Below are 25,230 nucleotides of genomic sequence, written 5' to 3'. Positions count from 1 at the left end.
TGGTTCTCGCATACGGGTCGTCACGGGCCGAGCCAGTGACACGGGACGAAAGCTGGGGTCAGGTCCCGGCCGCGGACGGCATGGACCGGGTGATGGTCCGTGCCGCCTCGCGGCCGGCGAGATGACCGAAAACGGCGGCCTTTCCCAGGGCGCTCCCCACGAGGTAGCCGGCGCCGTGGAACCCGCCGACGATCTCGCCGGCGGCGAACAGTCCCCGGATGGCCGATCCCGCGCCGTCCAGCACCCGCATCGCCCGGTCGACGCGGAGTCCGCCGTAGGTCGAGGTCAGGCCGGCCGTGCAGGCGAAGGAGTAGTACGGGGGGCGGCCCAGGGTGCGGGCCGATTCCTGCAGTGTCGCGGCCGGCATGCCGATCCGGTCGGCGAGGCCGGCCAGTGTGGGTGCCTGCACGAGCAGCCCGTCGCGCAGGGCCGCGGCGAAGTCCCGCGGCTTCGGCGCCGGCCGGGACGCGTCCATCACGGCCTGGTCGAAGATCTGGAAGGCCAGTCCGCCGGGCTGGCCGGCCACCGCCTTGCCGAGCGCCTTGATGTCGCTGCCCTCGTCGGCGAACCGGCGGCCGAGGGAGTTGACGATCACCGCGCCGTCGAAGTGCGCGTAGAGCAGCCGGGGCTCGACCCCGGCGGTCGCGGACGCGCCGAACGAGGCCTCGACGAACTCCATCCCGGCCGGCTGCGCGCCGAGTTCCATGGCCATCCGCAGGCCGTCGCCGTCGCTGCCGGCCCCGCCCATCGCGACGGCCGGGGCGCACTGCGGGGCCAGCTCGGCCACCATCGCCCGGTTGCGGGAGAACCCGCCCGAGCACAGCACGACGCACCGGCTCGTCACCGGCGAGCGGAGTTCGCCCGCACCGGCGATGACGCCGGTCACAGCACGCCGGTTCGTCAGCAGGGCGACGACCGGCGCGCCCGGGCGGTAGCGGATCCGTGGGTGCTCGAGCGCCCTGGCGTGGAGCAGGTCGACGAGGGCGCCCGGCGCCATGACGTGCAGGCGCCGGACCGGCTGCCCGGTGAGGGAGAAGCCGGCGCCGTGGCCGCACAGCCAGTCGTAGACGGCGGCCTGCGCCTCGACGTAGGCGTCGAGCAGCGCCGGGTCGCTCGCGCCCCGCCCGGCGGCGGCCAGGTCCGCTCTGAGGGCGTCCGCGGAGTCGGCGACGCCCGCCCGCCGCTGCAGCGGGGTCCCGGCGAAGAGCAGCCCGCCGCCGGCCAGCGCCGAGGATCCGCCGTGGCGGGCCCGCTTCTCCAGCAGCACGACGTGCGCGCCCGCCTCCGCGGCGGCCAGCGCCGCGGCGTGCCCGGCCAGGCCTCCCCCGACGACGACCACGTCGGCGGCGTCCACCGGCTCAGGCATCGGCGCCGACCCCGAGCGGGACGTCGGCGCCGGAGAGCCAGGTGTCCTCGGCGTCCAGGAACCGCGCGACCAGGTCGGGCCGGTCCACACCGGGACGGTCGTGGTGGACGGGCTTGCCCTCCTGCGCCCGGAAGTACGACTGGAACGCGTAGCTGGCCCTGTAGCCGGCGAGCTTGGCGGCGTCCAGCGCGGGCGCGGTGCCGGGCAGGACCGGAACCAGGGTGTTCTTCTCGTACACGCCGACGAAGGAGACCAGCCGCCAGCGGCCGGCGACGCGGCGCACCCGCGAGTGGTGCCGGCAGTACGCCGTCATGTCGCACTCGATCCCGGCGAAGGTCCGCCGGAAGAGGATGGCGCACGGGGTTTCGACGAGCGCCCGGTCGCCCGCGACGCGGACCAGGGACGGGCCGAGCGAGTGGATCGCGTGGCCGCCGGGCTCCGCGGCCATCGCCCTGGACGCGGCGATGAACTGCGCCGCCGTGCCGTCGAACCAGCTCAGGAACACCCGGTTGTCGTCCGGGTGGTAGCAGCCGGCCATCAGCTCCCACCGCTGCGCGTCGCGGGCGGCGCGCTCGGTCTGGGCGAGCTCCGCGACGGCGAGTTTGTCCGCGAAGTCCGCGCTCACCGCCGGCTCCCCAGCGAAGCGGCGCGGTAGCGGGCGTCCAGTTCGGCGAAGCGGCGCGCGGACTCGCGGGCACCCGCGGCGTACTCCGGCGGGCACCGCACGTACGGCGGACGGCATGGCCCGGCCTTGATGTACCCGGCGGCATCGATGCGGATCTTCTCGAGCTGGATGTTGTAGCGGGAGAACAGCGCGAACGAGCCCTCGGGGAAGAACCCGGCCGACGCGGCGCCGAGCTCGCCGGCGATCGCCCGCGCGCCGTCGAGGTCCCCGGCGAGGATCCGCCGGCTCAGCTCGACGTGGGCGAGCGGGCCGCAGGCGGCCGATCCGCTCCAGCAGGCCACGACGTCGTCGGGGCCCAGCGCGTGGGCCGTGCACCAGTCGCGGTCGACCGGCAGCAGGCGCATCCGGCCGGCCACGGCCGCGAGGTCGGCGGCGAACTGCGGGCCGAAGACCGGATACTTGGCGGCGACGACCTGCGGGATCTCGGCGAGGGCGGCGTAGGCCGCGGTGCTGATCTTGCCTTTGAACGCCTCAGGGTTGTCGTACACCACGATGCCGAGCTCGGGCACCGCCTCGGCGACGGCCCGGTAGTACGCGACCAGGTTGTCGTCGTCGCACTGCGCCCACATCGGCCGGCCCAGCAGCAGCCCGTCCACCCCGAGATCGCGCAGCGCCTTCGCGCGGGCGATGGTGTCGCGGGTGTTCAGCGTCGTCGCACCGACGAGGACCGGCACGCGGCCGGCGGCCGCGGAGACCAGAATCTCGGCGAAGTCACGCAGCTCCGGCCAGGTCAGGGTGGCGCATTCGCCGAACGTGCCGGTGCTCATCACGGCGTCGACGCCGTCGTCGATGAGCGCGTCGACGGCGCGCCGGGTCTCGGCCCGATCCAGGGTGTCGGTCATGGCCGGATCCTCGGAACCATCGAGGGCCGGGGTGGGCATGATGGCGAAGAGGCCGCGGACGGCGGCGGTGGTCAGCCGGAGCGCGCCCATCAGGCCTCACCGCCGAGCTTCTGCCGCAGCTCGTCCCAGGTCAGCAGGCCGACCGAGTCGCGGAAGTTCATGCCGAGCGCCTCAAGGATCTTCGAGTTCTCGATGATCAGCATCCGGACAGGTTCGGTGGCGCTGCCGTTGTAGTGGCGGTGCCACATCATCGGCGGGACGCAGACGAAGTCTCCCTGCGCCCAGTCGTGCCGGCCGTCGCCGATCTCGCTGTACCCGTGCCCGGCCAGCACGTAGTGCACCGCCTCGTGGTGGTGCCGCTGCATGTCGGAGGAGCCGCCCGGGGCGAACTCCTGCAGGAACAGCTCGAACGACCGGATCGGCGTGCCGAGCACGGGCGCCAGCCGGGCCGGGTTGTCGGCCGGCTCGTACCAGATCAGATCCCGCTCATGCACGACCAGGTCGGGATCCGCCGGTGGCCTCGGCAGCGGCTCGCGCTGCACCTTGATCTGCGCCCGCAGCGCGGCGAGCTCCGCCTCGAAGTCCTTCATCCTGTCCTCTGCTCTGCTCCAGTGCGCTGTGCTGCTTCAGTGGGCCAGCCGGATCGCGTGCTCCTCGACGTACTCCAGCAGCCCGAGGTCGGTGCGCTCGCGGCCGAGGCCGCTGTGCTTGACCCCGCCGAAGGGCATGTCGAAGGACAGCGAGGAGACGTTGTGGCTGTTGATGAACGTGCCACCCGCCTCGAGCCGGCCGGCGACCTCGAACGCGCGGCCGGTGTCGGCGCTCCACACCGAGGAGCACAGCCCGAACTCGGAGTCGTTGGCCATCGCCACGGCCTGGTCGACGTCGTCATAGGCGATCACCGGGACGACCGGCCCGAACTGCTCCACGGCGACCAGCTCGGCGTCCTGGCCCAGCCCCGTGACGAGCCGCGGGAGCATGAAGTTGCCGCCGTCCCAGTCGACGGCGGCCGTGGGCCGGCCGAGCTGGTGCACGGTGCCCCCCGCCGCGCCGGCGCGCCGCACGAGCCCTTCGACGCGTTCCCGCGCGGCCGCCGTGATCAGCGGCCCGAAGGTCGTCTCGCCGTCCAGCCCGTGCCCCACCCGGAACCCGTCCACGACGGCGCGGATCGCCTCCACCACCTGGTCGTGACGGGACCTCGGCACGTACACCCGCTTCACCGCGAAGCAGACCTGCCCGGCCCGGGTGTAGATCCCCCGGGCCAGCAGCGGCGCCGCCGCGTCCAGGTCCACGTCGTCGAGGACGACGGCGGGGTCGTTGCCGCCCAGTTCGAGGCTGATCCGCGCCACGTTGCCGGCCGCGGCCGCCATGATCTGCTGCCCGACGGCCACGCTGCCGGTGAAGGAGACCTTCCGGACCCGGGGGTGCGCGACCAGGGCACCGCCCACCGCGGCACCACCGTGCACGACGTTGACCACGCCGTCGGGCAGCAGCTCGCCGATGCTCCGCAGGACCTGCCCGATGACGACCGGCGCGAGCAGCGACGGCTTGACCACCACCGTGTTGCCGGCGATCAGGGCCGGTGCCAGCTTGGAGATCGTCAGGACGACCGGCGAGTTCCACGGGACGATCAGGCCCGCGACGCCGACCGGCCGGCGCGCCACGGTGAGCCGGTGCTGGTCGTTGTCGACCACGCGCTCGTCGAGCACGCCGGGCGCGCGCCGCAGGAAGTCCCGGAACAGCGCCGCGCCCCGGGAGAGATCCATCGTGGACTCGATCCGGGTGCCGCCGTTCTCCCTGGACAGCAGCACCGCGAGCCGGTCGACCCGCTGCTCCACCGCGGTCACCGCGGCCAGCAGCACCGCCAGGCGGCGATCCAGCGGCGTCGCGGCCCAGCCGCGGCGGGCCCGGTCGGCCGCCTCGACGGCGAGCCGCACGTGCTCGGGCCCGCCCTCGGCGACGGTCGCGACGACGTCGGCGGTGCGGCCGGGATCGCGCACCTCGACGCGACGGCCGCCCGAAACGGCCCGCCCGTCGATGAACAGATCGCCGTCCGTCGCTTGGAGCACGGAGCCGCCCATGACGGTTCCTCCATTCTCGTCGTCACGACCCGCGTTCACGATACGAACATGTGGTCGTTCCATAGGCAACACTAGGTTCGGGCCGGCGGGCATGTCAACGACCCGCGATGCCGTCCGCCGCACGCCGGACCCGGAAGGCGTGCACCGTGAACCCGCGCGGATCGTCGTGGTAGACGACCTCGACCGGTGTCCCGGTCCGCAGGTCCTGCGGGGCCGCCGCCAGGCGGGTGTCCAGCACCAGGTCCGGCTGCTCGTCGGGACAGACCGTCCCCACGACGTACGGCGGCGCCAGGCCGGGCACGAGGGGCCGGTGCACGACCGTCCAGGACGCCACGGACGCCCGGCCCGAGATCCGCCGCCAGACGGGCTCACGCAGGCAGCGCGGGCAGCGGATGGCGCGCGGATGTTCGAACCGCCCGCAGCCGGAGCACCAGGGCAGGCGCAGCTCGTGCGCGGCCAGCCCGGCCCAGAAGGGCCGGGTCTCGGCGGAGGGCACCGGCTGCGGGCCGCCCGCCGTCATGCCGGCAGCGGATGGTAGTAGGCCTTCGGCTCGACGAAGGTGTCCAGCCCCTCCCGGCCGAACTCCCGGCCGATGCCGGAGGACTTGACGCCGCCGAACGGCATCGAGAAGTGCGGCCGGAACCCGTTGACGCCGATCATGCCGGTGCGGACCTCACGGGCCACGGCGTCGGCCCGCGCCGGGTCCGTCGTCCACACCGTGCCGGCCAGCCCGTACTCGGAGTCGTTGGCCTTGCCCACGGCGTCCGCGTCGTCGTCGTACGGGATCACGCACAGGACGGGCCCGAAGATCTCCTCCTGCGCGATGCGCATCCGGTTGTCGACGTCGGCGAACAGCGTCGGCCGCAGGTACCAGCCCCGATCGGTACCGGTCGGGGCGTCGGCCCCGCCGACCACCGCCCGCGCGCCCTCGGCGACGCCGATCCGGACGTAGGAGCGCACCCGGTCCCGGTGGACCGAGCTGACCAGCGGCCCGAGGTCGGTCGACGGATCGAAGGGATCGCCGACCCGCAGACCGCCGACCATGCCCGCCAGCGCGTCGACGACCTCCCGGTACCGGTGGCGAGGGGCCAGCACCCGAGTCTGGGCGATGCACGCCTGCCCGCTGATGTTGAACGCGGACGCCCGCAAACCGGCCGCGACGACGTCGAGGTCCGCGTCGTCGAGCACGATCGCCGCCGACTTGCCGCCCAGCTCCAGGGTGACCCGCTTCAGGTCCCGCCCGCAGACGGCGGCGATGCTGCGGCCCGCCGCCGTCGACCCGGTGAACGCGACGTGGTCGACCTCGCGGTGGGCGACCAGCCGCTCGCCGATGTCCCGGCCGCCCGGCAGGATGCTCACCACCCCCTCCGGGAGCCCGAGACCGTCGATGAGCTCGGCGAGTACCAGGGCGTCCAGCGGGGTCTCGGGCGACGGCTTGACGACGACCGAACATCCCGCGAGCAGCGCGGGAATCAGCTTCGACAGCAGGGTCGACTGCGGGACATTCCACGGCGGGATGGCCACGACGACGCCACCGGCCTCCCGGATGACGCTCGCCGCGCCGCCGAGCCGGGTCTCCTCCCACGGGTACCGCTCCGCGTCGTCGCAGACCGCCCGGATCAGCGCCACCGAACCCGCGGCGTGGACCATGCGGGTCCAGCGGGTGACGGCACCCATCTCCGACGTCAGGATGTCGCCGATCTGCGGTACCCGGGCCTCGTAGGCGTCCGCGAGCCGCCGCATCGCCGCGATCCGCTCCGGCACGGGGGTGCGGCGCCACCGCCCCGACTCGAACGAGGCCCGCGCCGCGGCGACGGCCGCGTCGGCGTCCGGCGCCGCCGGTGCCGCGACCGTGGCGATGACCTCCTCCGACGACGGCGAGACCACCGCGATCCGCTCGTCCGACGCCGGCGGGACCCAGCGACCGCCGAGGTAGAGGCGATCATGATGGACGGGATGCGCGCCGGTGGCTGCTCCGGCCGCGCTGATCGTGCCACCCATCGTCGAGGCTCCTTCCCCGACCGCCGGTCAGGCGGTCATCGTCTTTCCGCCGTCCACGACGAGCGTCTGCCCCGACATGTAGCCGGAGGCGTCGCTCGCCAGGAACAGCAGCGGACCGATCAGGTCGGACGTCTGCCCGGCGCGCTTGATGCACTGCTGGGCGATCGCGGCGTCCGCGAAGAGGTCCACCGACTTGTTCAGCGACGCCTCGGTGGCGATCCCGCCCGGCGCGATGGCGTTGACCCGGATGCCGAGGTCGCCGAAGCTCTTCGCCAGCGTCTTGGTGAGGGTGATGACCGCGGCCTTGCCCGAGCTGTAGTCGGCCGTGCGGGGCGTGGCGATGTACGGCGCGGTGGACGCCTGGTTGATGATCGCGGCGCCCGGCCGGCCTTCCATGTACCGGGCCGCGGCCACCGACGTCAGGAACACGCCCTTGACGTTGACGTCGAACGAGCGGTCCCACCGCTCGGGCGAGATGTCGAACACCGACGCGAACTGCAGATCGCCCCAGATGGCCGCGTTGTTGACCAGGGTGTCGATCCCGCCGAAGGTCTCCGCGGTCTGCTTCGCCAGCGACTGGACCGACTGCTGGTCACTCACGTCGGCACGGATGTAGACCGCCTCGTGCCCGTGGTCGCGCAGCTCGGCGGCGGCCCGCTCCCCCTCCTCGTCGAGGATGTCGGACAGCGCGACCTTCATTCCCGCCCCGGCCAGCGCCGTGGCGTAGGCGAGGCCGATGCCGCGGGCGGCTCCGGTCACGATGGCGACCTTGTTGGTGAGATCGTCGAACATGCCTGTCCTCTCGTTGATGTCGTACGTGGGCCGGCGCTCAGAGCTCGAAGCTGACGGTCTTCTCGACGGTGCACGCCTCGATGCCCGAGAAGCTGAGCTCCCGGCCGATGCCGCTGGCCTTCATGCCGCCGAAGGGCACGTGCACCGACGGCACGGACGCGCCGCCGTTGACCCGGACCATCCCCGCCCTGATCTGTGCGGCGGCCCGGTGCGCCGTGCCGATGTCGCTCGTGTAGACCACCGACGCGAGGCCGTAGGGCGTCTCGTTGGCCAGCCGGATGGCCTCGTCGTAGGTGTCGAACGGCACCACCACGCCCACCGGCCCGAAGATCTCCTCCTTGGCGATGACGACGTCGTTGGTACCGATGAACAGCGTCGGCTCGACGAAGAAGCCGGTGTCCCCGATCCGGTTGCCCCCGGTGACCAGCTCGGCCTGCGCGCGGCCCTGGTCGATGTAACCCGACACGCGGTCGAGCTGCTTGCGGCTGATCAGCGAACCGATCTGGGTGTCGGGCTTGAAGGGATCGCCGACCCGCACCCGGCGCAGCTGCCGGGCGACCCCCTCGACCACCTGGTCCATCGCCGCGCGCTCCACCAGCAGGCGCGTTCCCGCGGCGCAGACCTGGCCGCTGTTGAGGTAGAACTGGCGCGCCATCATCGGGATGTGCCGCTCGATGTCCGCGTCGGCGAACACCACCTGCGGCGACTTGCCCCCGAGCTCCAGCGTCACCGCCTTCAGCGCGCCGGAGGCGGTGGCGCCGATCTGGCGGCCGACGGCCGTGCTCCCGGTGAACGTCACCTTGTCCACGCCCGGCGAGGCCACCAGCGCCGCGCCCGCCTCGGGGCCGTAGCCGGGAACGATGTTGATCGCACCCGCCGGGAAGCCGGCCTCCAGCGCCAGCGCGCCCAGGTACAGGGTGGACAGCGGCGCGTCCTCCGGCGGCTTGATCACCACCGAGCAGCCGGCCGCCAGCGCCGGGGCGATCTTCCAGGCGCCGGTCATCAGCGGCGAGTTCCACGGGGTGATCGCGGCGACCACGCCGATGGGTTCGCGCCGGACGTAGGTGTGCGTCGGGCGGCCGTTGCTGTCGGGGAGCATCACGTGCCGGCCGTCGATCTTGTCGGCCCAGCCCGCGAAGTAGCGCAGCGCGGCGATGGCCGCCGCCGGGTTCTTCAGCGGCTGGCCGATGTCGAGCGTCTCGACCAGCGTCATCGCCCTGAAGTCGCGCTCCATGAGGTCGGCGAGACGGAACAGCAGCTTGGCGCGGTCGACTCCGGACAGCTTCGACCACGCGCCCCCGTCGACGGCGGCGCGGGCCGCGGCGACGGCCCGTTCGACGTCCGCCTGCCGGCCCCGGGCCACCCGGGCGATGACCTGCTCGGTCACCGGGTCGATGACCTCGAAGCGCTCGCCCGTCGCCGCCGGCTGCCACTCGCCGCCGATCAGCAGATCGGTGGGCGGCAGCTGGATGGTCGAGCGGATGTCCGGATCGATCTCGGGTGCGGTGGTCACGCGAAGGTCCTCCTGGTCGTGCCGGTGGTGGAGACGGTCGGTGGCGCCGGCGTCACGCGTCACCGTCCTCGTGGATGGCGATGGCGACCGCGGGACAGATCCGGGCGGCCTCGCGCACCTGGTCGCCGATCTCCGGCGCCGGACGGTCGGTCAGCAGCGTCACGATGCCGGTGTCCTCGGCCTGGTCGAAGACGCTGGCCTCCGTCATCACGCACAGGCCCGCCGCGACGCACTTGCTGGAATCGACGGTGACTCTCACGCGACTACCTCCGGGGCGTGCTGTGCCGCGACCTCCCGGGCCGCCTCGGCGTCCCAGGTGACGGGCAGGTCGTAGAGGCCGTAGAAGACGGCGTCGAACTTGAAGGCGGCCTCGCCGGCGGGACGCTCGGCGCGCAGCCCGGGGAAGCGCTCGAACAGCGTGGAGAACACCTCGTCGAGCTCCATACGGGCCAGCGGCTGCCCCAGGCAGACGTGCGGCCCGAAGCCGAAGGTGAGGTGCCCGCGGGCCTCGCGGGTGACGTCGAGTCGCTCCGGGTGCGCGAAGACCGAGTCGTCCCAGTTCCCGGCGGCCACCGGTACCAGCAGCCCGTCGCCGGCCGCGATCGCCTGGCCCGAGATCTCGAACGGTTCCTTGGCGAGCCGCACGCCCATGGAGTGCGAGATGGTGAGGAACCGCAGCAGCTCCTCGACCGCGTTCGGGACGATCCCCCGGTCGGCGCGGACCCGGTCGAGCTGCCCCGGATGATCGAGCAGCGCCAGGGTGCCCAGCGCGATCATGTTGGCGGTCGTCTCGTGCCCGGCCAGCAGCAGGAGCATCGCGTCGGTGACCGCGTCCTCGTGGGCGACCTCCCCGGTCTCCACGTGCCTGGTCACGAACTGCCCGATCAGGTCGGGCTTGTTCGCGCCGTACTTGGACCGGACCACGTCGTCGACGAACGCCCGGACCTCGGCGTTGGCCCGCTGCACCTGCTCCGCGCTCGAGCGGCGGTCCAGGCGCACCGCGAAGCGGGTCTCGAAGAACTCGTGGCTGCTGTAGTCGACGCCGAGCAGGTCACAGGCGACGGACGACGGCAACGCCAGGGCCAGGTGCTCGACCAGATCGAGCGGCGGCCCCAGCGCGATCATCCGGTCGTAGATGTCGTCGATCATCGCCCGGATCCGGGGGCGCATCGCCTCGATCCGTTTGATCGTGAAGTTGGGCATCAGCATCCGCCGGCGCGTGGCGTGCCGCGGGTCGTCCCAGCGCTGGAAGGACTGCGCCTGCTTGGAGACCTTGTCGCCCGGGGTCAGGAACGGGAACCGGGGATCGAGCGTCTCCGCGCTCACCGACGGGTGCGCGAGCACGGCCCGGATGTCCTCGTACCGCGTGAACAGCCACGCCTCGCGTCCGTCGTACAGCCGGACCCGGGAGATCGGCTCGCTGTCCCGCAGCCGCCGGTATTCCGGCGGCGGCGCGAAGGGGCATCCGGCCTCACGCCCCATGGGATAGGCCGGCCGCTGCGCCGCGGCCGGGGTGTCCGCGTCCGTCATGATGCCTCCTGCACTGTCAGCTCGGCGAGCACCCGGCGCCTGCCGGCCAGGGTCTGCCGCGGGTTGTTCATCCCGACGACCGCGGTCGCCCGGCCCTCGGTGAGATAGAGCGCGGCGAACCGGTCACCGTCGAGGTCGCCGTCGATCACCTCGATCTCGGCGTTGCCGTCCGGGAAGCCGTGTGCCTGCAGTTTCCGGTCGTACTGGTCGGACCAGAAGTAGGGCAGCGCGTCGAAGGGCTTGTCCCCGCCGGTGCCGGTGATCCGCCGGGCGACGTACTTCGCCTGCTCGATCGCCGTCGACCAGTGCTCGATGCGCACCGGCCGGCCGGCGAGCGGGTGCGGCCAGCGCACGACGTCACCGACGGCGTGGATGTGCGGGGCCGCCCGCAGGTGCCCGTCGGCGACGACGCCGCCGGCCGTGTCGATCCCGGAGCCGGCCAGCCAGGCCGTGCCGGGGGCGGACCCGACCGCGACCAGCAGCGCCCCGGCTTCCAGGACCGTGCCGTCGTCGAGGGTGACCGCGATGCCCCGGTCGTCCGGCGAGACCGCGCTCGCCTGCCGCCCGAGGTGGAAGACGACGCCCTCGCGCTCGTGCCGGCGCTGCAGCGCGCGGCCGATGACCGGACCGAGCTGCCGGTGCAGCGGCGTGTCCAGCGCCTCCACGACGTCCACCCGGGCGCCGACGGTCCGGAAGGCGGCGGCCACCTCCAGCCCGATGAAACCGCCGCCGACGATGACCAGCGAGCCGTCGGGCCGCAACTCGCGGCGCAGCCGGTCGGCGTCGTCCTTGGTGCGCAGGACGTGGGCGCCCGGCACGGCCAGCGACGGCGGCAGGATCGGGGTCACGCCGGTCGCGATCACCAGCTCGTCGTACTCCACCTCGGCGGCCCCCGCCGCCGAGGAGAGCCGCACGGTGCGCCGGGCCGGGTCCAGCGCCGTCGCCGTCGTGCCCAGCCGCCAGTCGGCCCCGAGCGCGTCGATGCGTTCCCGGTCGCGCAGCAGCAGCCGCTCGGCCGGCAGGCGCCCGTGCAGATAGTCCTTGGACATCGGCGGCCGGTCGTAGTGCGGCTGCGGGTCGGCGTCCACCACGGTGATGCGCCCGGAGAACCCCTCGATGCGCAGCGCCTCCGCGGTGTGCAGCCCGGCGAGCGAGCCGCCGACCACGACGACGCCGGCCGGCGCGGCGGTGCCGGTCATCAGAAGACCACCAGGCTGCGGGCGAACGAGCTGCGGCCGAGCGCGTCCAGCGCGGTGAAGACGTCGTCCAGCCCGATCCGCTGCCCGATGAGGCCGGCGAGGTTGAGCGAGCCGGCCCGGTAGAGCGCCACCAGCCGCTCGATGTCCCGCTCGGGCACCACGGCGCCGCCGCGGCAGCCCAGCAGGCGCCGGTTGGCGCTGACCGTGAACGCGTCGAAGGACAGCCGCGCGCCCATCGGCGGGATGCCGACCATCACGCAGGTACCGCCGACCCGGGTGAGTCCCAGGCACATGGTGAGCAGCTCGGGCTTGCCCACGACCTCGAACACCACGTCGGCGCCGTCGGGCTCGATGGCGCCCAGTTCCTTGGCGACGTCCGAGGACGCCTCGACGACGTGCGTGGCGCCGAACTTGCGGGCCAGGTCGAGCTTCTCCGGTACACCGTCGACCGCCACGATCGTGCTCGCGCCCGCGGTGCGCGCCGCCTGGATGACGTTGACCCCGACCCCGCCGGCCCCGACGACCACGACCGTGTCCCCCGGGCCGACCCGGGCGACGTTGAGCACGGCGCCGTAGCCCGTGATCACGCCGCAGCCGGCCAGGCAGAACTCGTCGAGCGGCAGCGCCGGGTCGACCCGCACGGCCTGCTCGCGCCGGACCGTGGTGTACTCGGCCAGCGTGCCGACCCCGAAGAACGGGTAGGCGGGCTCCCCCTTGTATCGCAGCCGGCTTCCGCCGTCGGCCATGACGCCGGACATCGCCTGCCGGCGCGCGGGGCTGTTGCAGTGCTCGGCGAGACCGCGCCGGCACTGCCGGCATGTCCCGCACGGCACGGCGAGGGCGCACACGACGTGGTCGCCGGGCGCCAGGCCGGTGACGCCCGCGCCGACGCTCTCCACGACGCCGGCGCCCTCGTGGCCGAGGACGACGGGGCGCACGGGCATCGGGTGCGTGCCTTCGATGGCGTGCCCGTCGGTCCCGCACACGCCGGAGGCGCTCACCTTGATGCGGACCTCCCCCGGGCCGGGGTCCAGGACGTCGATCTCGGCCAGGACCGGCTCGGTCGCGGGCGCCTCCAGGACCAGAGCGCGCGCCGTCACGGTGCTCACCGGACCACCTGCTGCATGAGTGCCTCCGTGCGATCGATCACTGCAGGACGCCGTTCGCCCGCAGTCGCGCGATCGTGCCGGCGTCCATCCCGAGCACGTCGCGCATCACCTCGTCGGTGTGCTCGCCGAGCAGCGGCGCCGCCGACGTCAGCCGGGACGGGGTCTTCTCGAACCGGTAGGCCGGCCCGTTGTAGTCCAGCGTCCCCATCTCGGCGTGCTCGAGCGCCCAGAAGTGGCGGCGGTTGCGCAGCCTCGGGTCGGCCAGCAGATCGGAGCCCTTGAGCACGGCCCCCGACGGCACGCCGGCGGCCTGCAGCCGCTCCATCAACGCGAACCGGTCGGCGGCGGCCGTCACGGCGGCGACCAGCTCCTCGACCTCCTGCGCGCGAGCGAGCGCGTCGACCGCGGACAGCTTGTCGGCCAGGTACTCCCCGCCGAAGTCCACCAGCACCCGGCACAGGGCGCGCCACTCGTCGTCGGTGCGCACGTCGACCGCGATCCAGTTGTCCTCGCCCGCGCACGGCAGGACGGCGTGCAGCCGCCGGCCCGGCCGGCGGTTGCCGTCACGGCCGGGTGCCCGGCCCGTCAGCTGCCACTGCAGCAGCTGCCCGGCCAGGATGCCGACCGTCGTCTCCACCTGCGACAGTTCGATCCGCTGGCCCAGCCCGGTCCGCTCCCGCTCGATGAGCGCGGCGGTGATCGCGGCCATGGCGTAGCGCGGCGAGACCGAGTCGGTGTAGGCGCCCTTGGGCAGCGCCGGCGGCAGATCGGGCCAGCCGGTCAGGCCGTGGATGCCCGCGGCGGCGGCGCCCTGCGCGCCGAAGCCGGCCAGCCTCGACCACGGCCCGCCCTCGCCGTACAGCGAGGAGCTGACCAGGATCGCCCGCGGGTTGATCTCGGACAGGCGGTCGTGGCCGAGACCCCAGCGGTCCAGCACGCCCGGGCGGAAGTTGTCGGCGACGACGTCGGCCCAGCGCACCATCCGGCCGACCACGTCGCGGCCCTCGTCGCTGCCCAGGTCGATCGCGACGCTCTTCTTGGAGCTGTTGAAGTCGGCGAAGAACCCGCTGCGGTTGATGCCCGGCTTCGCCTCGAAGAACGGGCCGCCCAGCCGGACGCTGTCCGGGTGGCTGCGCGACTCGATCTTCACCACCTCGGCGCCGTTGTCGGCGAACTGCTTGGTGACGATGGGCCCGGCCGCCGCCCACGTGAAGTCCAGCACCTTCAGCCCGCTGAAGATGCCCGGGGCCGCCTGCCCCGTCGGGTCGCCCTGCGTCATACCGCCTCCGCCGCGATGAGCATCTCGATCTCCTCGGCACCGAGCCCGGCGTCGCTCAGCAGGGCTCTGGTGTGGGCCCCGGCGACCGGCGCCGGTCCGGGCTCGACCAACGGGGTCCGCGACATCACCGCGAACGGCCCGGGGTGCACGGCCGTGGCGTCCCGCAGCGGGTCCTCGACCGGCCGGAAGTAGTTGCGAGCGAGCAGCTGCTCGGCCCGCAGCAGCTGCGGGATCGAGTAGATCGGCGCGAGCAGGATCCGGCGTTTCATGCCGCGCTCGATCAGCTCGTCGAGCGTGCGGGTGCGGATGAAGGCGCCGATCGCCTCGCTCACCTCGTCGTAGGCTTCCTGCGGCACGCCGAAGCGGGCCTCGCCGTTCCAGTCGTGGGCGTCCAGGATCGGGGCGTAGAAGCCCTCGTCGCGCATCCACTCGACGAGCGTGCGGTAGGAGGTCTCGCGGGCCGCGCCGCCGCCCCCGCCGACCGGGCCGAACTGGATGAAGCCGTCGCGGCACGGCCAGACGAGCCGGGTGAAGAACGTGTTGCCGCGTTCCCGTTTCACCGAGCCGCCCCGCACCTCGTCCACGCCGAGGCACTGCCAGGTCATCGTCGTGTTGAGCAGCGTCCACACGACGCACTCCTGGACCGACACGTCGACGCGCTGGCCGACGCCGGTCCGCACCGCGTGGTAGTGGGCCATCAGCGCCGCGCTCGCCGCCTCCGCGCCGCTCTGCACCGACGCGACCGGCGCGCTGACCCGCACCGGCGGACGGTCGATCTCGCCGTTGAGGTAGAGGTGGCCGCCCTGGGCCTGCAGGGTCAGCTCGGTGGCCAGGGTCGTCTCATCGGCGCCCCGCCCGTAGGGCCAGATCTCGCACCACACCAGCTTCGGGTTGTCGCGGGCGCACAGTTCGAAGAGCCGGTCGGCCTCGCCCGGATCGCCGATCCGCTCCCAATCCAGGAGCACGATGTCGGCGGTACCGGCGAGGCGGGCGAGGATCTCCCGGCCGGCCTCCGCCGCGAGATCGAGCGTCACGCTGCGCTTGTTGCCGTTGAACGCCAGGAACTCCAGGCCGTGCCGCCCGCCGTGGCTGTCGGTGTGGGCCGGCTCGGTCCAGCGGGCCGGCTCGCCGCCGCGCGGCTCGACCTTCACCACGTCGGCGCCAAGATCCGCCAGGATCTTCCCGGCCACCGCCCCGGCGAGATGGCTCAGTTCGAGCACCCGGCAGCCGTCGAGGGCCGCCGGGGGCCGGCGGTCGCCCGCATCGTCCATCGTTACTGTGCCTCCCTGCTCAGGACCGCCAGCGCCGACCGGTCGAAGGGACCGATCTGCACCAGGCAGTGCTCGACATCCGCGACCTGTCGACGTCCGGCCGCGCCCATGACCTGCGCGATCCCTTCGCGGAGATGGCCCATGCCGTGCAGCCGGCCCTCGCCCAGCGCGCCGCCGAAGGTGTTGACCGGCAGGTCGCCGCCGGGCCGCGTGTGCCCGTCGGCCACGAACTTCCAGCCGCTGTCCTCGTCGCACCAGCCGAGGCGCTCCAGCCACTCGTAGACCATGAACGAGTAGCCGTCGTACAGCTGGCAGACGTCGATGTCGGCCGGGACCAGACCGGCCCGCTCCAGCACGCTGCCGGCGTTCGTCCAGTTGGCGTGGGCGCGCAGGTAGGCCGCCGGGCGTCCGTCCTGCCGGGCCGCCTCGGCGGACACCATCACGAACGCGCCGGCCCCGCTGACCGGCAGATCGCAGTCGTACAGCGACAGCGGATCGCTGATCATCGGCGCCGCGAGGTACTCCTCCAGCGAGAGGCCGGCGTCGCGGAAGTAGGCCACCGGGTTGTCGCGGGCGTGCTCGCGGGCGGCGCTCACGATCGCCCACACGTCCTCGCGCCGGGCACCGGAGCGCTCGAGGTACTGCCGCATCCGCTGCGCGAACCGGGTCCCGCCCGGGCCGGCGCCGAACGGCAGCGTCCACTGGTCCTCGCCCGCGGCCCGGGCGGTCGTACCGGCGCCGGGCGCCTCCGCGCCGCCCCGGTGCACCGCGCGCACCCCGAGCACGGCCGTGCACAGGCCCGCGCGGATGGCGGCCGCGGCCGTGGCCGCCATGTTGACGGCGAATCCCGACACGTCGCTCACCCACGACAGCGGCCCCAGCCCGAGGCTGTCGCACATCAGGTAGGCCGAGACGTGGTCGGCGCCGTCCCCGGCGACGGCCGGCGGGTTCGGGTTCGAACCGATGCCGACGTAGCCGTCGATGTCATCCCGATCGATGCCGGCCGAGCGCAGGGCGTCCAGCGCCGCCTCGTGGGCATAGGACAGGACGCTGCGGTCGCTCTTGCGGTCGACGGCGGAGTACCCCACTCCGATGAACGCGGCACCGGTATTCATCCGCTCACCCGGCCCGCTCGCGCAGGGACTGCCCGTCGCTGCGCCACAGCGGCTCGACCCGCTCGGCCAGGCCGGCCCGCTGGACGCGCTGCCGGGCCTGGGTGTCGCCGAGCAGGTAGCGCCGGGTGGGCGGGGTCTGCCCGCTCGCGAGCATCGCCAGGACCGTCTCGATCCGTCTGGTGTCCAGCAGGGCGAGCGCGTCGAGGATGGACTCGGCCTGCGCGGCGCAGTCCGGAAGCTCGGGGTGCTCGACGCGGCGCACCCAGGACCCGTCCGGCAGCGGCACCGACTGGGCCGTCACCAGGTACGGCACCCGCAGGTAGTCGCCGACCGTCATCGCCGTCATCACCGCCATCCGCTCAGACCCGCTGCAGCCGGAGAGCGACCTCGGGGCAGTGGCTGACCGCGTCCTCGACCGCGGCCACGTCGGCCGGCGCGACGTCGTCCTTGACGACCACGACGAGCGCCTGGTCGTCGATCTCGAAGTAGTCCGGCGCGAACAGTTCACATTGCCCGTGGCCCTTGCAGCGTTCGCGGCTGGCAATGATCTTCAACGGTGGTTCCTCTCCGACGGTGCGACAGTGCGACGGTCCGGGCGCGGGGCACGGCTCAGGGGATCTGGTAGCCCAGTGGCTCGCCGACGTCCTTGAACATGAACTCGCCGAGGGCCTCGACCCACGCCTCGTCGGTCTTGAGCAGGCTGGCGACCGCGCGGACGCGATAGACCGTCGGATCGGTGGCGGCGGTGGGCAGTTCACCGGATTCGGCGTACGCCGCGACGCAGTCGCGCATCACCTGGCGCACGATCACGATGCCCGCGTCGCTGGAGGTCAGGTGCTCGTGGCCGCGCGGCACCGCCTGGGCCCCGTTCTGGCAGGCGACGTCCTGCACCCACAGCCCGGGCAGTCCGGAGAAGTACGTGGTCTGCTGCAGGCTGTGGTCGAACCGGTAGTTGGTGGCGTGCCGGAACTTGGTGGTGTACTTCCAGTAGGGCACGTTCCGCGGGATGTCCGGGTCGTAGGCGTCCACGCTCGGGTGGCCGGTCTCGCGCCCCTTGTGGCCGTGCGTGAAGACGTCGACCATCCGGTCCTTCAGCGGCCGGTCGGGAAGATACGTGAAGCCGACGGCGAGCGTGTGCGAGTCGTCGATCGGCACCCACGCGTGCCCGGTGAGCTCGGCCCACTCCTCGCTCTTGGGCGGCACCAGCGTGTAGAAGGGCATCACGAACTGGTTGACGCGCCAGTACAGCTCGTCGCGGTCCGGCACCGTCCGGCGGGCGCCGATGCTCACGCCGAAGTCCTGCTGCATGACGTCGAAGATCGGCCGCCCGGATCGTGCCATCGTGGTGCGGGAGCGCTTGCTGGTGGTGTCGAGCCGCCCGTGCAGGATCGGGGCGTGTGCCGAGTCGATCTCGCCCTCGTAGGAGCTCAGCCAGTCGGTCTCCTGCACCCGGAAGGACACGTGCACGTTCTGCGCCGGGACGAGGTTCCACTCGACCTCGGGCAGCTCCGGCGGATCGCCCTTGCCCAGGTACGTCCACACGACGCCGTTGCGCTCCCGGCACGGGTACGCCTTGATCCTGACGTGCTGCTTGAAACGGCTGTTGGCGGGCTCGGCCGGCATGTCGGTGCACTGCCCGTCGATGTCGTACTGCCAGCCGTGGTAGACACAGCGCAGGCCGCAGCCCTCGTTGCGGGCGTAGAGCATCGGCGCCCGCCGGTGGGCGCAGGCGACGTCCACGAGGCCGACCTTGCCGTCCTCCCGGCGGAAGGCGACCAGGTCCTCCCCGAGCAGGCGCACCGGGAACGGCTGGCCGCCCGCCTCGACCGCGTCGGAGCCCAGGAACGGCAGCCAGAACTGGCGGAGGTATTCGCCGGCGGCCGTGCCCGGTCCGACGTGGGTCAGGTTCTCGGTCTCCTCGACGGTGATCAAGGCAGCACCTCCTAGAGCAGCGCCACAGGGAACGGCCGGATGGCCGGGTGTTCGCTGACGAGTGTTCGCAGAGCGCCCATGTGATCGCTCTCGCTACACCACCGTATGACGAGCCCAACCGCCCGTCAAGGTCGCAGCGTAAGCCCGCGACCTGCGAACATGTCGCCGAGCATGCCTCAGGCGGCCGCGGCCGGACGTCCGGCCGCGACCCCTGGGGCAGGTGTTACTGCGCGACGAACTTCGACGCCGCCGGGGTGCCGTAGTCGACCGACTCCGGCGCGAGACCCATCGGCTTGCTCGGGTCGACCTTGAAGATGGAGGTGACCAGCGGGGCCGTCCGCTTGTCCGGGTCGTGATAGCCGAACTTCGGCAGGATGCCGCCGTAGTCGAAGTCGCCGACCTGCTGGCTGGCCTTCAGGATGCCGGCGCGGGTGAAGTCGTCGTTCGCGACCGCCTGCTGCAGGATCGCCTCGACCAGCATGCCGTGCGCGTAGCCGAGCTGGGTGAAGGAGCTCTGCTTGGCGCTGGCCGCCTTGCCGTACTTGTCGAACGCCTCGCGCAGCGCGACCATGCCCGGCGCCGCGTTGTCCCAGTCCACGCCGATGAGCGCGGTGAGCAGGTGGTCCTTGAGGTAGGGGGCGATCGGCGAGGACGCGAAGCTCGGGTCGTACACGTTGCTCTGGCCCATCCACTGGGCCTGGTAGCCCAGCTGGACCGCGGCGGCGATCAGGCCGGGGACCTGTCCGGTGGTGGCGCCCAGCATGACGACCTGGCAGCCCGCGTTCTTCAGTTTCTGGATCTGGGGTGTGAAGTTCGTGTCGGTCTGCTGGACGGCCGCGTCGACGCCGAACTTCAGCCCCAGCTCCGTGACGGCGAACTGGACGCCGTCGCGGTTCTCCTTGCCGAGGTCGTCGGCCTGGGTCACCGAGCAGAACACGTCGCTCTGGTGGCCGAGCTTCTGCGCCGCGTACGCCGCCAGGTTGATCATGTTCGTCTGGGTCGAGGACCCGTACGGCAGCAGGTGCGGCTCGCGCAGTAGCGCCCCGCTGCTGGAGTCGGCCACCACCGTCATGTTGTCGGTGGCGAACTGGGGCTTGAGGGTGTTGATGATCGCGGTGCCGAGCAGGCCGGAGATCAGGACGTTGTCGCCCTTGATCCGGCTGTAGAGCGGCACGGTGGTCTGGGGGTTGTACTGGGAGTCCTCGGCCTTGTAGTCGACCTTGTACTTGCCGCTGACGCCGCCCTTCGCGTTGAGGGCGTCGAAGAAGATCTTCTCACCGGCGGAGATCGCGGTGCCGGCCGGCGCCAGCGAACCGCTGAGCGGGAGGATGGCGCTGACGGCGAAGGTCTTGGTGCTGGCGTTGTACCCGGGTGTCGCGCCCTTCGCGCCGCCGGACGAGCCGGCGGAACTGGCGGAGGTGGCGCCGCAGCCGGACACGGCGAGCGCGGTGACGACGGCCGTCGCTAAGACGACGGCCGGGCGGCGGCGGACCCGACGCAGGAATGCGGACATCTTCATACTCTTTCGTCGGAGGATGTGCGGACTTCGGACGTCCTGATAGCGGGCAGCGCCCAGCACACCGGTGGGGTGTGACCGGTCGGTGACGAGGGCTGCGGTGCGGCAGCTAGTGGGGATCGGTGCGCGCGGAGACGGCGCGCCGGGCGAGGCGACGCAGGCGGCGTCCCAGGCCGGCGAGGCCTTCGGGCTCGGCGATCAGCGTCACGACGATGAGCACGCCGTAGATCACCAGGCCCGCGTTGTTCTTCGTGAGGCCGAAGCCGGGGTCGGTCGCCTCTTTCACGAACGGGATGTGCTGCGCGTAGAGGTTGATCAGCTGCGGGACGGCGGTGACGAAGGCGGCACCGATGACCGGGCCGAAGGTGGTGCCCATGCCGCCGATGACGATGATGGCGACGTACTGGATCGACATCTGCAGGTCGAAGCCGGCCGGCAGCACGTACTGCAGCTCGTTGGCCAGCAGCGCCCCCGCGACGCCGCCCATGGCGCTGCCGATGCCGAGCGCCACCACCTTGGTGCGAAAGGGCCGGACGCCGAGGACCTCGGCGGCGATGTCCTGCTCGCGGACGGCGAGCATGGCGCGCCCGAAGCCGCTGCGGACGATGTTGCGCGAGATGAGCAGGGCCAGCCCGGCGAGCAGCCAGCACAGCACGCCGAGGCTCTGCTCGCGGCCGTAGAGGGCGTCGCCGAAGGTCAGGCCGGTGAAGTTGAGCGGGCCGATGGCGCTGGGCAGATCGAACGACAGCCCGTTCACGCCGCCGCTGACCGACTCCCAGTTGTTGAACAGGTAGATCGCGAAGAAGACCAGGCCCAGCGAGACGATCGCCAGGTACGGCCCGCGCAGGCGCAAGGTGAACAGGCCCACGAGACAGCCCAGCAGGCCGGTGACGACCGCGACCGCCGGCAGCCACAGGTACAGCGGCCAGCCGTGCTCGCCGCCGGTGACCGCCGCGGTGTAGGCACCGACGGCGAGGAACGCGGAGTGCCCGAGCGAGAGCTGGCCCGCGTATCCCATGGAGAGGTTGAGCCCGATCGCGCCGATGCCGGCGATCGCGGTGAGCACGATCATCGACGACCAGAACGCGTTGACCACGCTGAGCGGCACGGCGACCGCGGCGATGACGAAGGCCGCCAGCGCGACACCCTGGGGCCAGCCGCGCACCAGCCGCATCTCCCGGGCGAGGTCGGCTCTGGAGAGCGCGGGCTCGGGGCGGTGCTCCTGGCGTGCCTGGATGACGGACATCAGATTCTCCGGATCTCGGCCGTACCGCGCAGGCCGGTGGGCAGGAACACGAGGATGGCGACCATCACGACGTAGGGCAGCACGGTCGAGACGTCCTGGCCCAGCGAGATCGGGGCATAGCTGGCCGCGAACTGCTGGGCGAGGCCGATGATGACCCCGCCGAGCACCGCGCCGCCGGGCGAGTCGAGGCCGCCGACGATGATCGCCGACAAGGCCACCAGCGCGGCGTTGGCGATGCCGGGCTGCAGGCCGCCGCCGACGGTCGTGCCGAGCAGGATCCCGGCCAGCCCGCCGAGACCTCCCGCGATGGCCCAGGCCAGCATCCCGATCCGCCGCGAGTCGATGCCCTGCGCGGAGGCCGCCACCCGGTGGAAGGCGGTGGCTCGCATGGCGGTACCGACGAGGGTGAAACGGAAGAAGAGGAAGAAGCCCACCACGGCCAGCGCCGCGAGGCCGATCACCCAGAGGTCGCGGGTGGTCATCGAGAGCCCGCCGAGCGAGACCTTGCCGAGCCGCCACGGGTCGTCCGGGTTGCGCTGGTCGGTGCCCCACACGCCGGCGACCAGCGCCTGGACCGCGATCAGGATGCCCATGGTGACCATCAGCGAGGCGTGGATGTCGCGGGAAAGCACCGGTTCGATCAGCCACCGCTCGACCGCGGCGGCCTGCGCCGCGCAGAGCAGGACCGCGACCACCACCGCCAGGATGTACGGCAGCCCGGCCTGGACGTGCAGCCAGAAGGTGAGGTACGCGCCGAGCAGGGCCGTGCCGCCCTGCGCGAGGTTGATGACCCGGGTCGCCTTGTACACGATCACGAATCCGAGCGCGATCAACCCGTAGAGCGAGCCGAGCGCGAGACCCGACAGCCCGGTCTGGGTGAGCTCCACCCCGCTGACGGCCAAGGGCGTCACAACACCACCTCCGGTTCGAGCGACAGCGCCGGCGCGTCCGGCGCGTTGACCTCGGCCGCGTCGGAGACCCCGAGGTACGCGGCGACGACGGCCGGGTCGGCGCGCACCGCCTGCGGTGTGCCGAGCGCGATCGGCTGGCCGAAGTCGAGGACGAGGACCCGCTCGGCGATGTCCATGATCAGGTGCAGGTCGTGCTCGACCAGGAGGACGGCGAAGCGCATCTCCTCGCGGGCGCGCAGCACGTAGGACGCGAGCTCGGCGGTCTCGTCGAAGTTCATCCCGGCGACGGGCTCGTCCAGCAGCAGCAGGCGGGGCTCGGACGCGAGCGCCCGGGCCAGCTCGACCCGCTTGCGCTGCCCATAGGACAGCGATCCGACCGGCAGGTTGCGGACCTTGCCGAGGCCCATCAGGTCGATCAGCTCGCTGCAGATCTCGCGTGAGCGGAGCTCCTCGCGGCGGGACTTGCCGAGCCAGACCGCCCCGGCGAGGGCGCCCGAGCGGCGGAACCGCTCGCGCCCGACCATGACGTTGTCGATCACCGGCAGCTGGCCGAACAGCGCGAGGTTCTGGAAGGTCCGCGCGATGCCGAGCCGCGCGATCTTGGAGGGGGACTTCCCGAGCAGCGGCGTGCCGCCGAACGCGATATTGCCCTGCTGCGGACGGTAGAAACCGCTCAGCGAGTTGAGCAGCGAGGTCTTGCCGGCGCCGTTGGGGCCGATCACGGCGAAGAACTCGCCCGCACCGACCGAGAACGACACGTCGGACAGCGCGTTGATGCCGCCGATGCGCAGCCCCAGACCGCTGACGACCAGCCCGTCCGCCGGGCCGGGCACCTCGGGGACGGGCGCCTCGTCGGCGCCGCCGAGACCGAGAACGGCCCGGTAGGACTGGGCGCCCTCGCCGACACCGAGGTAGGCGTTCTTGACGTGCTCGTCGCCCGACACCTGCGCGGCCGAGCCCTCCAGCTGGGTCCGGCCGGAGTCGAGGAGGTAGGCGTAGTGACTCACGGCGAGGGCCGCGTTCGCGTTCTGCTCGATCAGCAGGATGCTCGTGCCCTGCTCGTTGATCTGCCGGATGAGCCGGTAGATGTGCGCGGCCATCTTCGGCGACAGGCCCAGGCCGGGCTCGTCGAGCACCAGCACGGTCGGCTCCTGCATCAGCGCCCGGCCGATCACGAGCATCTGCTGCTCGCCGCCGGACAGGTAGCCGGCCCGGTCGCGCAACCGTTGGCGCAGCACCGGGAAGAGGTCGAGGACGTGCTCGAGGACGTCAGCGGAGCCCCCGCCCCGCCGCCTGGTGTAGCCGCCGATCCGCAGGTTTTCCTCGACCGTCAGCTCCATGACCGTCTGCCGGCCCTCGAGCACCTGGCTGACCCCGGCCTTGACGATCGCGCTGGGCGGGCGCCGATGCACCTCGGTGCCCCGCACGACGACAGCGCCGGAGACGAGGGTGCCGCCGTACTGGGGCAGCATGCCGGTGATCGCGCGGGCCAGCGAGCTCTTGCCCGCACCGTTGGGCCCGAGCAGCGCCACGATCTCGCCCGCCTGGACCTTCACGTCGACGCCTCGCAGCGCGGCGACCGAACCGTACCGGACGGCGAGGTTGCGCACCTCGAGGACCGCCTCACCGGCCTTGCGGACCGGATCCGGCACCGCCGGGACGGTGGCCGGGTCTTCCGGACGTGCTGGCTCGGGCACCATGCGCCTCCTTGCGACATCAACCTGGTCGTGGGCGCGATCTCGCGGCCCGGGTCCGACGCGGCGAGCGTGTCTCGCTCGCAAATTCGTTCGCACACCGCCCACCTGTTCGAAACATAAGCGCTGTATTCTGACGTGTCAACGGTCACATTGGAGCCGAAACGGGCGTTGTGCCTGCAACAACGGGTCGAAAACGGTCGCCGGTGCTCTTATGATCACTCGACGGCGGAGGGCTCCAGCGTCGACCGGACGGCCAAGAGGCAACTCCGAGCGCAGGCGAAGGTCTGTTCGCCAGCACGACACCCAGGGACACAGTGAGCTACGACATCCAGGAAGCCGACGAGGACAGCGGCACGTCGGCGAGTGATCAGGACCCACGTTCGGCGTACGTCAGCGCCTTCGGCCGCGGCCTCGCCGTCATCCGCTGCTTCTCCCAGAGCCAGCCCACGCTGACCATCGCCGAGGTGGCCCGCGCGGCCGGGCTCAACCGCGCCACCGCGCGCCGGTTCCTGCACACGCTCGAGACCGACGGATACGCGACCAGCGAGAACGGGCGGTACCGGCTGCGTCCGACCATCCTCGAGCTCGGCTACACCTACCTGTCGACCATGTCCGTGGACCAGGTCTTCCAGAGCGAGCTGCACGAGCTCGCCGAGAAGCTCCACGAGTCGTGCTCGGCCGGCGTCCTCGACGGCCACGACGTCGTCTTCGTGGCCCGCGCCCAGACCAGTTTCCCGCGCATCATGACGCTCGCGCTGTCGGTCGGCACCCGCATCCCGGCCTACCTGACCGCCCTCGGCCGGGTCCTGCTGGCCGAGCTCAGCGACGAGGAGCTCGACGAGTATCTCGCGACCACCCCGCTGCAGCGGGAGACCGACCGCACGATCACCGATCCCGACCAGCTGCGCGAGGTGATCGCCGACGTTCGCGAGCGCGGCTGCTGCATCATGGATCAGGAGATCGAGGTGGGCATCTGCGCGCTGGCCGTCCCGGTCCGCCAGCCCAACCGCCCGACCATGGCCATCAGCGTGGCGGCGCACGCCAGCCGCACCTCCATCGAGTCGATGGAGCAGGGGTATCTGCCCGCCCTGCGGGCGACGGGCGCCGAGATCGAGCGCATCCTGCGGCTGCGCAACTGAGCCCGG

24 protein-coding genes are annotated in these 25,230 nt (G+C 72.3%); 1 reads left to right on the top strand and 23 read right to left on the bottom strand.

What is annotated here, in order from left to right:
- Nucleotides 1-58: 58 nt before the first annotated feature.
- The 23 genes from ACQPXD_RS22885 to ACQPXD_RS22775 form a co-directional block, all read right to left on the bottom strand.
- A complete protein-coding gene (locus ACQPXD_RS22885; protein ID WP_432841711.1) occupies nt 59-1,366 on the bottom strand; it encodes an FAD-dependent oxidoreductase in 1,308 nt (435 codons plus the stop codon).
- Nucleotides 1,359-1,991 (bottom strand): nuclear transport factor 2 family protein, encoded by a 633-nt coding sequence (locus tag ACQPXD_RS22880; protein ID WP_432841709.1) that lies wholly within the window; start codon nt 1,989-1,991, stop codon nt 1,359-1,361. The genes ACQPXD_RS22885 and ACQPXD_RS22880 overlap by 8 nt, the downstream gene beginning before the upstream one ends.
- Nucleotides 1,988-2,983, bottom strand: a complete 996-nt coding sequence (locus ACQPXD_RS22875) for a dihydrodipicolinate synthase family protein (protein WP_432841707.1) — start codon at nt 2,981-2,983, stop codon at nt 1,988-1,990. Before ACQPXD_RS22875 ends, ACQPXD_RS22880 begins: the two co-directional genes overlap by 4 nt.
- A complete protein-coding gene (locus tag ACQPXD_RS22870; protein ID WP_432841705.1) occupies nt 2,983-3,483 on the bottom strand; it encodes a cupin domain-containing protein in 501 nt (166 codons plus the stop codon). The genes ACQPXD_RS22875 and ACQPXD_RS22870 overlap by 1 nt, the downstream gene beginning before the upstream one ends.
- A gap of 36 nt (nt 3,484-3,519) precedes the next feature.
- Nucleotides 3,520-5,013, bottom strand: coding sequence for an aldehyde dehydrogenase family protein (locus ACQPXD_RS22865; protein WP_432841703.1), 1,494 nt, complete (start codon nt 5,011-5,013; stop codon nt 3,520-3,522).
- Between the two features lie 55 nt (nt 5,014-5,068).
- Nucleotides 5,069-5,494, bottom strand: a complete 426-nt coding sequence (locus tag ACQPXD_RS22860; RefSeq protein WP_432841701.1) for a Zn-ribbon domain-containing OB-fold protein — start codon at nt 5,492-5,494, stop codon at nt 5,069-5,071.
- Nucleotides 5,491-6,975: an aldehyde dehydrogenase gene (locus tag ACQPXD_RS22855; protein ID WP_432841699.1), complete on the bottom strand. Its 1,485-nt coding sequence runs from the start codon at nt 6,973-6,975 to the stop codon at nt 5,491-5,493. The genes ACQPXD_RS22860 and ACQPXD_RS22855 overlap by 4 nt, the downstream gene beginning before the upstream one ends.
- Nucleotides 6,976-7,002: 27 nt before the next feature.
- On the bottom strand, nt 7,003-7,767 hold the full coding sequence (locus ACQPXD_RS22850; RefSeq protein ID WP_432841697.1) for an SDR family NAD(P)-dependent oxidoreductase: 765 nt from the start codon (nt 7,765-7,767) through the stop codon (nt 7,003-7,005).
- A 37-nt stretch (nt 7,768-7,804) separates the two neighbouring features.
- Entirely contained in the window at nt 7,805-9,280 is a 1,476-nt protein-coding gene (locus ACQPXD_RS22845; RefSeq protein ID WP_432841695.1) for an aldehyde dehydrogenase family protein, read from the bottom strand.
- Nucleotides 9,281-9,332: 52 nt separating this feature from the next.
- Nucleotides 9,333-9,539, bottom strand: coding sequence for a ferredoxin (locus ACQPXD_RS22840; protein ID WP_432841693.1), 207 nt, complete (start codon nt 9,537-9,539; stop codon nt 9,333-9,335).
- A complete protein-coding gene (locus ACQPXD_RS22835) occupies nt 9,536-10,810 on the bottom strand; it encodes a cytochrome P450 (protein WP_432841691.1) in 1,275 nt (424 codons plus the stop codon). Before ACQPXD_RS22835 ends, ACQPXD_RS22840 begins: the two co-directional genes overlap by 4 nt.
- On the bottom strand, nt 10,807-12,009 hold the full coding sequence (locus tag ACQPXD_RS22830; RefSeq protein WP_432841689.1) for an NAD(P)/FAD-dependent oxidoreductase: 1,203 nt from the start codon (nt 12,007-12,009) through the stop codon (nt 10,807-10,809). Before ACQPXD_RS22830 ends, ACQPXD_RS22835 begins: the two co-directional genes overlap by 4 nt.
- Complete coding sequence (locus ACQPXD_RS22825; protein ID WP_432841687.1) at nt 12,009-13,118, bottom strand: zinc-binding dehydrogenase; 1,110 nt, start codon at nt 13,116-13,118, stop codon at nt 12,009-12,011. The genes ACQPXD_RS22830 and ACQPXD_RS22825 overlap by 1 nt, the downstream gene beginning before the upstream one ends.
- 37 nt (nt 13,119-13,155) lie before the next feature.
- Complete coding sequence (locus ACQPXD_RS22820) at nt 13,156-14,397, bottom strand: CaiB/BaiF CoA transferase family protein (protein WP_432841685.1); 1,242 nt, start codon at nt 14,395-14,397, stop codon at nt 13,156-13,158.
- Nucleotides 14,394-15,668 carry a CaiB/BaiF CoA transferase family protein gene (locus ACQPXD_RS22815; RefSeq protein ID WP_432841683.1) on the bottom strand — a complete coding sequence of 425 codons (1,275 nt, stop codon included), beginning with the start codon at nt 15,666-15,668 and terminating at the stop codon, nt 14,394-14,396. Before ACQPXD_RS22815 ends, ACQPXD_RS22820 begins: the two co-directional genes overlap by 4 nt.
- 2 nt (nt 15,669-15,670) lie before the next feature.
- Nucleotides 15,671-16,783, bottom strand: a complete 1,113-nt coding sequence (locus ACQPXD_RS22810) for a thiolase family protein (protein WP_432841681.1) — start codon at nt 16,781-16,783, stop codon at nt 15,671-15,673.
- 4 nt (nt 16,784-16,787) lie between these two features.
- Nucleotides 16,788-17,129, bottom strand: coding sequence for a type II toxin-antitoxin system HicB family antitoxin (locus tag ACQPXD_RS22805; RefSeq protein ID WP_432841679.1), 342 nt, complete (start codon nt 17,127-17,129; stop codon nt 16,788-16,790).
- 13 nt (nt 17,130-17,142) lie between these two features.
- Nucleotides 17,143-17,337, bottom strand: coding sequence for a ferredoxin (locus tag ACQPXD_RS22800; protein WP_432841677.1), 195 nt, complete (start codon nt 17,335-17,337; stop codon nt 17,143-17,145).
- A 55-nt stretch (nt 17,338-17,392) separates the two neighbouring features.
- Nucleotides 17,393-18,715, bottom strand: coding sequence for a Rieske 2Fe-2S domain-containing protein (locus ACQPXD_RS22795; protein ID WP_432841675.1), 1,323 nt, complete (start codon nt 18,713-18,715; stop codon nt 17,393-17,395).
- Between the two features lie 223 nt (nt 18,716-18,938).
- Nucleotides 18,939-20,228, bottom strand: a complete 1,290-nt coding sequence (locus ACQPXD_RS22790) for an ABC transporter substrate-binding protein (protein ID WP_432841673.1) — start codon at nt 20,226-20,228, stop codon at nt 18,939-18,941.
- A gap of 112 nt (nt 20,229-20,340) precedes the next feature.
- Nucleotides 20,341-21,477, bottom strand: a complete 1,137-nt coding sequence (locus tag ACQPXD_RS22785) for a branched-chain amino acid ABC transporter permease (protein WP_432841671.1) — start codon at nt 21,475-21,477, stop codon at nt 20,341-20,343.
- Entirely contained in the window at nt 21,477-22,388 is a 912-nt protein-coding gene (locus tag ACQPXD_RS22780) for a branched-chain amino acid ABC transporter permease (protein ID WP_432841669.1), read from the bottom strand. Before ACQPXD_RS22780 ends, ACQPXD_RS22785 begins: the two co-directional genes overlap by 1 nt.
- On the bottom strand, nt 22,385-24,088 hold the full coding sequence (locus ACQPXD_RS22775; RefSeq protein WP_432841667.1) for an ATP-binding cassette domain-containing protein: 1,704 nt from the start codon (nt 24,086-24,088) through the stop codon (nt 22,385-22,387). Before ACQPXD_RS22775 ends, ACQPXD_RS22780 begins: the two co-directional genes overlap by 4 nt.
- A gap of 311 nt (nt 24,089-24,399) precedes the next feature.
- Between ACQPXD_RS22775 and ACQPXD_RS22770 the strand changes: the two genes are divergently transcribed.
- Entirely contained in the window at nt 24,400-25,224 is an 825-nt protein-coding gene (locus ACQPXD_RS22770) for an IclR family transcriptional regulator domain-containing protein (protein ID WP_432841665.1), read from the top strand.
- Nucleotides 25,225-25,230 lie beyond the last annotated feature (6 nt).

It is taken from the genome of Dactylosporangium sp. CA-092794 (genome assembly GCF_050948465.1).
Classification (GTDB): domain Bacteria; phylum Actinomycetota; class Actinomycetes; order Mycobacteriales; family Micromonosporaceae; genus Dactylosporangium.
Note: the sequence above shows the minus strand (reverse complement) of the source record. Positions and strands in the feature narration are given on the sequence as shown.